Source organism: Arenibacter sp. P308M17 (assembly GCF_003426735.1).
GTDB lineage: Bacteria > Bacteroidota > Bacteroidia > Flavobacteriales > Flavobacteriaceae > Arenibacter.
Genome location: NZ_QVON01000005.1, coordinates 116,496 through 129,656 on the forward strand (window position 1 = coordinate 116,496; position 13,161 = coordinate 129,656).

General features: G+C 41.4%; 8 protein-coding genes. 6 read left to right on the forward strand and 2 right to left on the reverse strand.

Features of this window, described 5'->3' with window-relative positions; genetic code table 11:
* The first annotated feature begins 386 nt into the window (after positions 1-386).
* Positions 387-899 carry a hypothetical protein gene (locus D0S24_RS13270; protein ID WP_117020360.1) on the forward strand — a complete coding sequence of 171 codons (513 nt, stop codon included), beginning with the start codon at positions 387-389 and terminating at the stop codon, positions 897-899.
* A 576-nt stretch (positions 900-1,475) separates the two neighbouring features.
* On the opposite strand, the gene D0S24_RS13275 is transcribed toward D0S24_RS13270, so the two are convergent.
* Entirely contained in the window at positions 1,476-3,461 is a 1,986-nt protein-coding gene (locus D0S24_RS13275) for a heavy metal translocating P-type ATPase (RefSeq protein WP_117020361.1), read from the reverse strand.
* A 440-nt stretch (positions 3,462-3,901) separates the two neighbouring features.
* On the opposite strand from D0S24_RS13275, the gene D0S24_RS13280 reads away from it, so the two are divergent.
* Entirely contained in the window at positions 3,902-4,162 is a 261-nt protein-coding gene (locus D0S24_RS13280; RefSeq protein WP_117020362.1) for an RNA polymerase sigma factor, read from the forward strand.
* 9 nt (positions 4,163-4,171) lie between these two features.
* On the opposite strand, the gene D0S24_RS13285 is transcribed toward D0S24_RS13280, so the two are convergent.
* Entirely contained in the window at positions 4,172-4,777 is a 606-nt protein-coding gene (locus D0S24_RS13285) for an RNA polymerase sigma factor (protein ID WP_117020363.1), read from the reverse strand.
* Between the two features lie 107 nt (positions 4,778-4,884).
* Between D0S24_RS13285 and D0S24_RS13290 the strand changes: the two genes are divergently transcribed.
* The 4 genes from D0S24_RS13290 (at position 4,885) to D0S24_RS13305 (ending at position 13,095) form a co-directional block, all read left to right on the forward strand.
* Positions 4,885-6,054, forward strand: a complete 1,170-nt coding sequence (locus D0S24_RS13290; protein ID WP_117020364.1) for a FecR family protein — start codon at positions 4,885-4,887, stop codon at positions 6,052-6,054.
* Between the two features lie 108 nt (positions 6,055-6,162).
* The gene (locus D0S24_RS13295) at positions 6,163-9,501 is read left to right on the forward strand and encodes a TonB-dependent receptor (RefSeq protein WP_220377763.1); all 3,339 of its coding nucleotides are present in this window, start codon (positions 6,163-6,165) and stop codon (positions 9,499-9,501) included.
* Between the two features lie 55 nt (positions 9,502-9,556).
* The gene (locus D0S24_RS13300) at positions 9,557-11,395 is read left to right on the forward strand and encodes a RagB/SusD family nutrient uptake outer membrane protein (RefSeq protein ID WP_117020366.1); all 1,839 of its coding nucleotides are present in this window, start codon (positions 9,557-9,559) and stop codon (positions 11,393-11,395) included.
* A 284-nt stretch (positions 11,396-11,679) separates the two neighbouring features.
* Positions 11,680-13,095, forward strand: coding sequence for a Gfo/Idh/MocA family protein (locus D0S24_RS13305; protein ID WP_117020367.1), 1,416 nt, complete (start codon positions 11,680-11,682; stop codon positions 13,093-13,095).
* Positions 13,096-13,161: the final 66 nt, after the last annotated feature.

Below are 13,161 nucleotides of genomic sequence, written 5' to 3' on the forward strand. Positions count from 1 at the left end.
AAACTCAAAAATTTTGACACATGCAGCATATCCGTCGCTGGTATAGACATCTCGCCATATTACATACATGGCCAAGTGTCCCATAAAAGCTCAATTAACGAAACTATTAAAAGAGACCAAGTTAAGGATATTCTAAGTATTTATAACAAGTCTTTCTTTAAGGTCCGTTTATTATAAAGACTGAAAACTTCTTTTCAAATTGGTGACTACTCTCCCAAGTGCACAACTTTTCATTGTCGTCCGTTCTAGATTTTACATAGTTCCGTAAATCGAACCTTATTTGGATCTAAAAAATAATTCCTATCTTAAACTTGAAAGTTCAACTAAAGTATTCCTTGACTTAGATAAATAATTAGACAAATGTTGTCAATAAAATCAAAACACATATGAAGTATTATGCACTGTTCCTTTTATGCTTTACGGTCTTGAACCTATATTCCCAAGAGAAAAAATTTATAGACTGGCTTCCGCAAGAAGTGGAGTACTATAGAAATCTTAAGGGATTGGCGGAATACATCAACAACAAGGATAAAGCTGATATTTCCAAGGATACCTTGTTAAACAAATACATCTACATGGATATGGATACTTTAAAATATAAAGGAACCATTTATGATATGGCGAATATGGATACTATTTTCTCACTTATCCCCCAAGCCATTAGAAAGAACGGTGGTATCGAGAATTTGGACGCGAAACCGATTCGTTTCTATAAAGATCATGAAGTATACCGGCCATTTGAAAGGGCGCTTAAAGATGCTGTCCCTTTTGTTTTGGTATACTATAGAAAAGAGCGCCCAGATGAACCTTTGGGAACATTGCTATTTGACCCGAAAACCCGTAAATTGGCTTCATGGATATTGATCAGTCAAGGAGGGAGTGGTTGGTATTACTTTTAGAAAGCTTCCAAAAAGGTTATAATCTCTGAATCTTCCAGATATCCTTCTTCTTTTTGTGTTGGCTAATGGCCTCTAGTACCAAACTCTTAACAAAATGTGTTTTTAAAAAGACATTTTTTTTACAATATTTCAAAAAAAACCTCCTAGACTATTTTTTAATTTGAGCATAACTCTTGATAGGTATTTTTTCTAAATAAGAAAACACCTAGCTAATCTTGGAGTTTATAATATTTGATGATATTGATTTTCTTTGTAATTTCATCCCGTAAATAACACATAATCAATACGTTCTTGAGCTATTTATAAATCGAGTGTCCATATAGGGATTTGATTTTGATAAGTAAACGTAAAATACTGAAAATCAATTACTTGTAACATATGGTTGTATTCTGTCATCCCGACTTGACTAGTTTCATCTAGTCGCATGACGTTGCAAATCACCTGATTTGCAACGTTTTATGTTTTTAGGGGTGTCAGATGGAACCTCTTGAAAATCACTTGAAAAAATGGATCAAGTACAATTTCTGGGTATTTTCCCCAACCTGGAGACATTTTCTGGTTTTTTTCATTTTATTATTAGCGCCAAACCATTTTTTGGAGCCGAATGGCATTGAGGATGGCCAATAACGCAACCCCCACGTCGGCAAAAACGGCCTCCCACATTGTTGCAAGTCCCCCTGCGCCAAGAATAAGGACCACTATCTTTACACCAAATGCCAACGCAATATTCTGCCAAACAATTCTACGTGTAGAACGCCCTATTTGAATAGTACGTGCAATCTTGCTCGGCTGGTCGTTCTGGATGATGACATCTGCAGTCTCTATGGCTACATCGCTGCCAAGGCCTCCCATGGCAATTCCTACATCACTCGCCGCCAGGACAGGGGCATCGTTAATACCATCACCAATAAAGGCAACTTTGGTATCGGGCCGCTTTTTGAGCTTTTCAACTTCGTTCAGTTTATCTTCGGGCAATAGCCCGCCCTTTGCCCAATCCAATTTCAATTCTTGTGCCAGCTGTTGGGTTATGGAATCCTTATCGCCGGAAAGCATGATGATTTTGGAAACCCCTGATGCCCTAATTTGCTTTATGGCTTGGTGCGCATCGTCCTTTAACTCATCCGCAATGGTGACATAGCCTGCAAATCTTCTATCAATGGCGACCATTACAATTGATTCTACAATACCATCTGTTTCTGAACCCACTTCTATTTTGTTCATGGCCATCAAGGCTTTATTGCCTACCAACACGGTTTTTCCGTTCACCCTTCCCTTTAATCCTTTCCCGGCGACTTCGGAAACCTCGGTCGCTACAAAATCGGTACCCTCCGCCCTGTATTCCAAAATTGCCTTTGCAATGGGATGGGTGGATTGTGCTTCCATCGCCATTAGGTACCGCATAAATTCTGCTTCGGTATAGAAAGGGCCGTTTACAATTTCCTTGATTTTAAAGACCCCCTTGGTAAGGGTTCCCGTTTTATCCATTACCACGGTGTTTACCTTGGTCATCGCATCCAGGAAGGATGCACCTTTTAACAGGATCCCATTTCGGGAAGCCGCCCCCAGACCCCCAAAATATCCTAGGGGAATGGAAATGACCAAGGCACAGGGGCAGGAAATGACAAGAAATATCAAGGCGCGGTACAGCCAATTTTGAAATACATAATCGTCAACAAAAAAATAGGGCAGGAAGGTGAGACCAATTGCCAAGAATACAACGATTGGGGTATAGATACGGGCAAACTTTCTGATAAACAGCTCCGTTTTGGACTTTCGGGCGGTGGCGTTCTGTACCATATCCAAAATTCGCGCTATGGAACTGTCCTTAAATTCCTTTGTCGTCTCCACTTCTATAACCCCATCCAGGTTGATGCTACCGGCAAATACCTTTTCATTTTTTGCAATGGTATCGGGCTTGCTTTCTCCTGTCAAAGCTGCCGTGTTAAGCGAAGCTTTCTTGGAAAGCAGTATCCCGTCCAGTGGTACTTTCTCGCCCGCACGTACCTGGATCCTCTCGCCAATGGCCACCGTTTCAGGGGCGACGGAAATAAAGTGGCCATCACGAAATACCAGGGCTTCCTTGGGGCGTACGTCCAGCAAAGCTTTTATGTTTCCCTTGGCACGTTTAACGGCGGCACCCTGGAACAGTTCGCCTACGGCATAGAACAACATCACGGCCACCCCTTCCGGATATTCGCCCAAGGCAAATGCCCCCAAAGTTGCAAGGGACATCAAGAAGAATTCCGTAAAGAAATCACCTTTCTTAATACTCATCCAACCCTCTTTAATGACGGGAAACCCTACTGGTATATAGGCTACCGAATACCAAACGATGCGGGACCATCCATTAAGGAAAGGGAAGGCCCCGAAATAATCCATGGCCATCCCCACTATCAGCATAATAAAGCTGAAAATGGCAGGTACGTAAGGTCTAAAATCGGATATTTTTTTAGGACTGTTGTGACTATGTCCGTTATCCGGCCCCGACTGGGTGGCGTGCCCGTGCTCGCCCCGATGTTCTTTGGGGTCCAAATTGCGTAAGTTTACTTTTTTCTTTTTCATAACGGATGTAAAGTTCCTTAAAATAAGCGTGCAATGGAAGTGCATTTATTGACCGATACACCTCTCTGTTAGTGCGAGTCCGCCCGTTCACTGAATCAGTCGGCCATAAAGGCATCTCGCTCGTTACGAAAAGGGTAGACAAACCATAGTAGAAAAGAAGATGATGGTTTAAAGAGGGGGTGAAAATACAGATTCAAAAACGGGACTATTGCAAGGAATTGATAAATTTTGATTAATATTGAGCGATTCAATTAATAAAAGTTGAATTTTACTCGATAATCGAGATTTAAATGCTCCGACACTTGCCTGCCCGTTCCGTTCAGGCGGGCGTCGAAATCAAACTTGAATTTCCTTTCAATGCCTCGTGGGCTTGCCCCGAGGCAGTTTACTTCAAAATATTTTTTAAAGGAATATATTAAATTTTACTTGGAAACTGGGTGATGAAGCATAAGGTAGAAGGCGATAAATTATTGGTTAAGGAGCTTATCACTGGCAATGAAAAAGCCTTTCGTAAACTTTTTGATAGCTATCGTAACGACCTCTATAAATTCAGTTTAAGTATGGTTTGTTCAGAAGAGCATGCCGAGGAAATAGTTCAGGATGTTTTTATGAAAATTTGGATCAAGCGAGGATCTTTAAAGCCTGAAAAGTTGTTCAAGGAAAGCGCAAAAGCAGGGTTTCCATTGTGGGAAATTCTTTAGGGCCGACCCCTATCCAATTGGTCGTAGATTACCTTTTCTTGTTTTGAAGAATAATAACATTACTATATTTACTTTATCTCCTATAGATTTTCTAAGAATATTAAAGGCTTTGGTAATATGGGCCTCTACCGATTTAATTGACACCTGCATATACTCTGAAATTTCCAAATTTGTAAGTCCTTCCTGTTTACTTAGTATAAATATTTCCTGACATTTAGGAGGTAGGTTTTGAATTTCACGTTTTATTAAATTTATTTTTTGATCTAAAGCATATTCATCTTCGTTTTCAACCATATTTGTAAGCGCATCGATATATTTCTTTTCCAATGGAACAACTAATTTCTTTTTGCGGTATTCATCTATAAATTCGTTATGAACCGATTTATATAGAAAACTTCTAATTTCAAAATCACACTTTAATTGGCCCCGTTTCTTCCATGTCCGAATAAAAACGTTCTGTACAATATCTTCGGCAGCATTATGATCATTGGTAAGACTATATGCATAAATACATAATTTATGGTGGTATATATCCACAAGGGCTGTGTATGCCTTTGAATCCCCTAATTTCAGGGCTTCAATAAATTTTGAGTTGTCCAAATATTTGTTAATCATATAGTAATTTGATAAAATTTTACAACTAATTTGGGCAATTTATAAAAAAAAGAATAATAAAAGTTAGGGTTATGTAAAATTGATACGTACTTATTGTAAATAATAGAATGAATAATTCCGAAGCGAAGGCATTAATAACCAAATTCTTGACCCATCAGGCCTCTGTGGCCGAGTTGGATGAGCTAGTGATTTGGTTACAGGATGATAAGAACGAAAAATTGTTCAGCTCCTATGTCCAGACAAATTTTGCAATAGAACATGAAATGAGACAATTCGACGCCAATAAATTAAAAAGCAAGTTGGAGAAGTTAATGGTCGAGGAGAAAAAGGCCTTTAGGGTCAAAAAATGGCGTCAAATTGGAAGCTATGCAGCTGCCGCGGTTGTTGCGGGATTATTGGTAACCGGCTTTTTAATTAAGGACAAAATCATCAATAAACCAGAGGAGACAACCCCCCGTATTGTTAACAATAATATAGAAGTTGGTTCGGACAAGGCTACCTTGACCTTGGAAGATGGCTCTCAAGTTTCATTGGAAAGGGGAAGTACATATCAAACTCAAAATGCCCATAGCAATGGGGAAGAAATTGTGTATTTGCCGAAGGAAGGCAATATTACAAAAGTGGCGAACAATATTTTGACCATACCCAGAGGAGGGCTGTTTCATCTTGTTCTTTCCGATAAATCGGAAGTATGGTTAAATTCCGAGTCACAACTAAAGTACCCGGTAAGCTTTGTAAAAGGACAGCCCCGTATAGTGGAACTCGTTTATGGTGAAGGGTATTTCGTTGTTTCTCCGAGTACCGAACATGGGGATGCCAAATTTATCGTTGCCAATCAATCTCAAGAAATAGAGGTATTGGGTACCGAATTTAACATTAAGGCCTATAAGGACGAATCAAATATTTATACCACCTTGGTGGAGGGCAAAGTATCTGTAAGTACGTTAACTACAAAAAAGATGTTGAAACCCTCCCAACAAGCAAACCTAAACCTAATAGATAATAGCATGGACATAGGAACGGTTAATGTTTATAGCGAGATTTCCTGGAAAGATGGGGTTTTTAGTTTTCGAAGAAAACCACTATTGGAGATTATGAAGGTGTTATCGCGCTGGTATGATATCGATGTTAATTTTGAGGACCCTAAACTTGAAAAGGCACTATTTAATGGGGCACTGGGAAAAGATCAAAATATTGAAGATATATTGAATACAATAAAAAATTTCGGAGTTATAAAGGATTATGAAATTATTAATAAAACAATACTATTAAAATAACATTATTCAAAAAAAAAGGAAACGAAGTAGAACATTTTGCGGTGCATCAACTTCGTCCCTTTAGAGCGTATTACTTAAACAAATGTCCAACCAATACTATGTAAATTTATGAAAATTAAATTAATTAAATCGCAATCGTTCGTCCGAATGCGGGTGCTAATTTTGATTATGAAAGCCTTTGTCTTTTTATTGTGCACAACCGTTTTTGGATTTAATCCGGGAAAATCATTTTCTCAAGAAAAAATATCTATTGAAGTAGACAAAGTAGTTTCGGTAGATGAGGTCTTTGATATTATTCAAGACCAAACAAAGTATCGGTTTTTATATCCTGCCGATTTGTTTGTAAATGCACCAAGGGTACAGTTAAAGAAAGGCGATATCGGGGTAGATGAACTTTTAAATCAAAGTTTATCCCATAGTGCCGTTGAATTTGAACTGCTACAAAAAAATCGAATCGTTATCCGTGAGCGGGACCATTCCAACAATGCAGTAGATGTTTCCCAACAGCAGCAATTCGAAATCACCGGTATGGTGCTCGACGATGAAGGTGGGCCTTTACCGGGAGCGAGTATTGTTGAGTTGGGCACATTAAATGGAACCCAGACCGACTTTGATGGTAATTTTTCGCTTTCCGTTACCGATGAAAATGCTGTTTTAAAGATATCCTATATTGGTTTTGCCACTAAGGAGATTGCGATCAATGGCCAACAGAATGTAACAGTGACCCTAAATGTTGACGCCTCCGGTCTGGAAGAGGTTGTTGTTGTTGGTTACGGAACCCAGAAAAGACGGGATTTAACAGGAGCCGTAGCCTCTATCAGTACTCAGGACATCGTTAGGGCAAACCCCGTACAGGCTGCTGCTGCACTGCAAGGACAGGTTACCGGGGTTAATATCAATAAGGTCAAGGGTAGGCCTGGAGATGGTTTTACTATTGATATTCGAGGACTTAGTAGTTTTGGGGGTAGTGAGTCAAGTGCCCCCCTTGTAGTAATCGATGGAGTGGTAGGAGGAGATATAAATTCCATGAACCCCAACGATATTGCTTCAATGGATGTATTGAAAGACGCATCCTCAACGGCTATTTATGGTTCACGTGGAGCCAATGGGGTAATCATCATTACCACCAAGAAGGGGGTATCGGGGAAGCCAAAAGTGACCTATAGGAACTATACCGGAATAAAAGTTCCCACGCACCTCCCGGATATGATGAACGCACAACAGTTTTATGACAGGAACTATGTATTACGTCCGCAAGAAACAGGAAGGAATCCCCGTAATATAACCGATAGTGAATTGGCCAATGCCCAAAATGGAAGAACGGTGGATTGGGTGGACCTGATTACGGGAGCGGCCTTACAAAGTAGTCATGATATTTCCCTTTCTGGAGGTTCCGATAGGACTACCTACGACTTTTCGGCCGGATATTTGAACGAAGAGGGGAATACCTTGGAAACCGGATTTAAAAGATATACCATAAAAGGAGGAATCCAAAGTGCATTAAATGATAAGCTAAAGGTAGGTATGTCTACCTACTATACCTATAGCAAGCAAAATTTGGCAGGAACCGAGTCGTTGCGGTCAGCATATAGGGCAAGGCCGACAGGAACTGTTTTTTATGACGATTTATTGCCACAGGACCAGGCCCAGGACAAAGATTGGAACGGATATGCGGTTTTTATGGGAATTAACGACAATCAGGTTATTCACCCATTGGTCGAGATAAATCCTGAGAATACCGTTCTTGAAACACTTCGCTCATCTGTATTGGCAAACGCCTATGTAGATTTTACGCCCGTAAAAGGGCTATCGTTCAGATCGTCACTTTCTGCCGCAGTATCGAACCAAAAAGCAGGGGATTATAGGGGCACCTATACCAAGAACCAAAAAACAACGCTTTTGCCCATAGCCAATTTACAGACAACGGATATATCCTCCTACACACTGGATAATACCATAACCTACAATTTAAATTCGGATTCCCACAATTTGACCGTAACGGGCCTGTACAGTATTTTTCATGAAAGGGAACAATTTTCGCGATTGGATGTAAAGGACCTGCCATTTAGGTCTTTATGGTATTCCATGGGAGATGGAGAGGTTACCAACAACGAGTCTTATTTGACCGAGCAAGCCTTGATTTCTTATATGGGCCGTATCAATTATAGTTTTAAGGATAAGTATTTGTTGACGGTAACCGGCCGAACTGATGGCGCATCGGTTCTGTCCGAGGGCAACAAATGGCAATTTTTCCCTTCAGTGGCCCTGGCCTGGCAATTGGGAGAGGAAAATTTTATTAAAAATGCAAACCTGTTCTCAAATTTGAAATTAAGGGCAAGTTATGGGGAAGTGGGGAACGCCACTTCGGTTCAGCCGTACGATACCCAATCCACAGTGACCCAAACCCAGTATGATTTTGATGGATCACCGGCCTATGGGTTTGCGATCAATAACCTTTCCAATAAAAATTTGGTGTGGGAGCGCAGCAAGGAACTTAATTTCGGGCTCAATATGGGACTCTTTAATAATAGGATCTCCACTTCGATCGAAGTTTACGACAGGCAAACCGTAGATCTGATCTTGGGGGACAAATTACCTAATTCAACGGGGTTTACAGATGTTGTGGCCAATGTGGGCGAGATCAGTAATTCCGGGCTAGAGGTGCTTCTGAATACCGAGAATATTGTAAAAAATGATTTTAGGTGGTCCACATCCATCAATTTTACTAAAAATAAGAATGAAGTTACCAAATTGGCAGGTGGTCTAACCCAGGACATCGGGAACAACAGGTTTGTGGGGGAGTCCGTGCAACCCCTTTATTTTTATGAAGTAGCGGGGATATGGCAAACAAACGAGGCCGCGGAGGCAGATGTATTTGGTTATAAACCGGGCAATGTAAAAATTGTAGATCAAAATGGCGATGGAAAAATTACGGAAGATGCCGATCGTATAATAGTAGGGTCCGAAACTCCGGATTATATTATGGGTATTCGGAATCAGTTCAACTATAAAAATCTGGATTTTTCCTTCTTTATCTATACCAGACAAGGGGTGAAATGGAAAAGTAATTACCTGAGGGGAACTTTTGGTGAGATTAATGGGGATCGCTATAACGCCGACGCCTCCATTGACTTTTGGACCAGTACCAACCCTTCCAATACCTATTTTGGCCTGGATGGCGCAGGGGGTTCCGGAAATGCTGCAAGGGATGCCATTTCCGTAGTGGATGCCAACTTTGTAAGGGTCTCGGATATCACTTTGGGCTATACATTGCCAAGTGATCTGTTAGGTCGCTTAGGCTTAGGTCATTTAAGGATCTATGCACAAGCAACCAATCCATTTTTGTTTACGGATACCAAGGGGTTTAGCCCTGAGTATAATTCGGGCATAAATAGCGATGATGTACCTTTTGCAATGTATGCGATCGGCTTGAACATAACTTTCTAATCTAGATAGTTGAATAAAAAATTGTTTGATTGTTCCACAAAAAAATATTGATAAAATGAAAATATATAAAAAATGGAAAGTACTGATCTCGTGTATTTTGGTCTTTTCTGCAGTTGCATGTAGTGATTTTTTGGATGAGGATCCACTATCGGTTCAGACCGCTAATAGTTATTATGTAAATGAAGAGGGCTTTGAGGACTTGGTAAGGGCCGCATACCCTCTATGGCGGGATATTATACAGGACCGTACTTTGGTGCTGAGGGGCACGGATATGTTTAGCGCGGGTACCTGGGACGATGCAGCTACCAATCAGGGACAAGGTCCGCCGGAGGATGCCTACGATACAGGTTTTGGAGCAGGTTTTGAACCCTTGGGAACCTTATGGAATTTATTGTACAGGGAAATTAACAGGGCCAATACCGTAATTGACCGTGCCGATGCCGTTGTTGGTATGGATGATGGATTAAAAAACATAAGGGTTGCCGAAGCCAAGGTTCTACGATCACTGGCACTCTTCTACGCGGTACAACAATGGGGGGATATTCCAATGCCACTGACCGAAACCACTGTTCCGGACAAGGAAGTGATCAAGGTAGCTGCTGCGGATGTCTATTCCCAGCTCATAGCCGATTTAACAGCTGCTGAAACTGTTTTGCCTAAAGAGGCTACCGACTATGGACGTGTTACCAAGGGAACCGCCCAATTTTTGCTGGCCAGGGTATATCTGACCCGTGGATGGAATTTTAATAATTCCTTAGGGGGCAGTAATGTCGATTTTGATATGGCGCTGGATTATGCGGACAAGGTCATTGCCGAATATCCGCTGGCCGCAGACTATACCGATCTTTTTCCGCAACGAAATGATAATCCGCTACTGGAAACCAATAATCCCGGTACTCAGAATGCCAAGAATGAAGAAATTGTTTTTGCTGTTCAATTTAATACCAATGATCTTACCAATGCAGGCGATGACACCAATGCCAATTCTTTGGTAGGGAACGATTACCACTCCATATTCGGTGGAGGAGCGGACGATGTGCCCGGTGCAGTGGCCCGTTCAGGTTTATATAACCGACACTTGAATAAATTCAATACTACCCCGGCCATATACCGTTTGTTCGACCCGGAAATTGATAGTCGTTATAATCACAATTTCCTCGGAAAATTATATGCCTTAAAAGATGCCTCTGGATTTAGTCCTGTAGAAGGAGGTGATCCAATAGATATTAAACAAGGGGATGTTGTACTTGAATTTAGACCTTGGAACAGTCCGGCATTGACTCCGGCAGAAAGAGGATTGGATGTAGGGGGGTCGTTGCCCTATTCCGTTATCAATACTGACGAATACGGTAGAATAGACGCATCCAAATACCACGATTCCTATAAAGCACCGATGATGTGGAAGTTCTGGGAACCGGGCATACCATATGGAGATGGTGGGGGTACGTTCGATTTTGCCCTATTCCGTTCAGCAGAAGCCTATTTGATCGCTGCCGAGGCCATAGTTAAAGGAGCAACAGGAGGTAGTCTAGGATCGGCCGACGTATATTACAATAGAATTGTTGACCGCGCCTTAGGTAGCAATGCTGGAGCGAACCCGTTACAGGCATCTGTTCCCGAGGATGTTTCATCTTTGGCTTCAAAGTCCTATAGGGCCACTGGGGCCACTATCGATATCGACATGATTTTGGATGAACGTGCAAGGGAACTGATGGGTGAGTACGTTAGATGGTACGATTTAAAACGTACCGGCAAGTTAATCGAAAGGGCTAACAAATATAACCCTTGGACCGCCGCCAGTGGTAGTTTGGATGAGCATCATCTATTACGTCCCATTCCACAACAGGAGATAGATTTGTCTTCAAATAATTTGGGTCAGAACCCCGGTTATTGAAGAACAATAGTTTTAGTTTAGTTGGTTTTTAAGCACGGACCGGCTTTTAATTAAGGTCGGTCTGTACTAAAAATGAGAGGTTCGGGCAACGAAAAGATCATAAACGATTTGGTTTGGCCTCAGTATTCTATTCCCTAATTGCTGGCTATATAGATAGTAATAATAGAATGGTCAAAACTCGCATATTAAAAGGAGATGGCAGTAACGTGCTTTATGTCTCCCGGATATTTATTCCGTGCTCCAACCCTTAAAACTTTGATAAATAACTTTAATATTTTAATCCGATGGAAAGAAGAAATTTTGTAAAATCCAGTGCCTCGGCCATAGTGGGCTTTGCTGGCTTCTCTATAATTCCCTCAACCGTTCTAGGAAAAACATTCGGCCAAGTTGCTCCAAGTGACAAAGTAAATTTGGCCTGTTGCGGAATTGGCAATAGGGGTGGAGGAGTGGTTAAATCCCTTTATGAATCAGGCTTGGCCAATATAGTTGCCCTATGCGATGTGGATCTGGGTGCTCCACATACTTTGGAAGTCATGAAGATGTTTCCCAACGTGCCACATTTTAAGGATTTTAGGGAAATGTTCAATACAATGGGAAATAAAATTGATGCGGTAAGCGTGGGCACTCCGGATTTCTCACATTTCCCGATTACCATGTTGGCCATGTCCATGGGAATCCATGTATATGTGGAAAAGCCTATGGCGAGAACCTTTAATGAGGTTGAATTGATGATGAACTGTGCTGAGCGGCATAATGTGGTAACCCAAATGGGAAACCAAGGGCATTCAGGGGAGAATTATTTTCAATTTAAGGCATGGAAAGAAGTGGGCATTATAAAGGATGTAACGGCTATAACGGCCCACATGAACGGTAGACGGCGTTGGCATGGGTTTAATGTCAATATGACCAAATATCCAGCCAAAGAATCCTTACCTACAACATTGGATTGGGATACCTGGCTCGGTACGGCTTCCGAGCACGATTACAACAAAAATTTTGTAAACGGACAATGGCGCTGCTGGTACGATTTTGGTATGGGCGCCCTTGGCGATTGGGGAGCCCATATTATGGATACGGCACATCAGTTTCTTGAGCTGGGGCTGCCGTATGAAATAGACCCGGTTATGCTTGAAGGACATAATCCTTTTTTCTTCCCCATGTCATCCACACTTATATTTAAATTTCCGGAAAGGGGCAACATGCCGGCTCTGGACATTACATGGTACGACGGGGTGAACAATCAACCCCCACTACCAAAAGGTTATGGTGTCTCCACCACGGATGCTGATATTCCACCCCCAGGTGATGGTAAATTGGAGCCTACCAAATTAAAGCCGGGAAAAATTATTTATGGGAAGGATTTGACCTTTAAGGGAGGCTCCCACAGTAGTCCATTATCAATTATCCCAGAAAAGAGGGCGAAGGAGATGTTAGGGAGTTTGCCCGTAGTTCCCGAAAGCCCGTCAAACCACTTTGAAAACTTTTTGCTTTCCTGCAAAGGCGAAGAAAAATGTCGGTCATCCTTTGATATTGCAGGGCCATTGAGCCAAGTTTTCAATCTAGGGGTTCTGGCCCAAAGGCTAAATACAAAATTGATCTTTGATCGGGAAACAAAACAGATAACGAACAATCCCCTTGCCAATATGATGTTAAGAGGGGGACAACCAAGAAAAGGTTGGGAAGAATATTATAAACTCTAAAATTATTCTAAGTACATGACAAAATTTTATTTCACAAGATTTTCCTCAATTTTTTACCCCGACCCT

Bases quoted from the DNA above. Each gene is read 5' to 3' on its own strand.
- D0S24_RS13270 (WP_117020360.1), top strand. From the start codon at position 387: ATGAAGTATTATGCACTGTTCCTTTTATGCTTTACGGTCTTGAACCTA.
- D0S24_RS13275 (WP_117020361.1), bottom strand. From the start codon at position 3,461: ATGAAAAAGAAAAAAGTAAACTTACGCAATTTGGACCCCAAAGAACAT.
- D0S24_RS13280 (WP_117020362.1), top strand. From the start codon at position 3,902: ATGAAGCATAAGGTAGAAGGCGATAAATTATTGGTTAAGGAGCTTATC.
- D0S24_RS13285 (WP_117020363.1), bottom strand. From the start codon at position 4,777: ATGATTAACAAATATTTGGACAACTCAAAATTTATTGAAGCCCTGAAA.
- D0S24_RS13290 (WP_117020364.1), top strand. From the start codon at position 4,885: ATGAATAATTCCGAAGCGAAGGCATTAATAACCAAATTCTTGACCCAT.
- D0S24_RS13295 (WP_220377763.1), top strand. From the start codon at position 6,163: ATGAAAATTAAATTAATTAAATCGCAATCGTTCGTCCGAATGCGGGTG.
- D0S24_RS13300 (WP_117020366.1), top strand. From the start codon at position 9,557: ATGAAAATATATAAAAAATGGAAAGTACTGATCTCGTGTATTTTGGTC.
- D0S24_RS13305 (WP_117020367.1), top strand. From the start codon at position 11,680: ATGGAAAGAAGAAATTTTGTAAAATCCAGTGCCTCGGCCATAGTGGGC.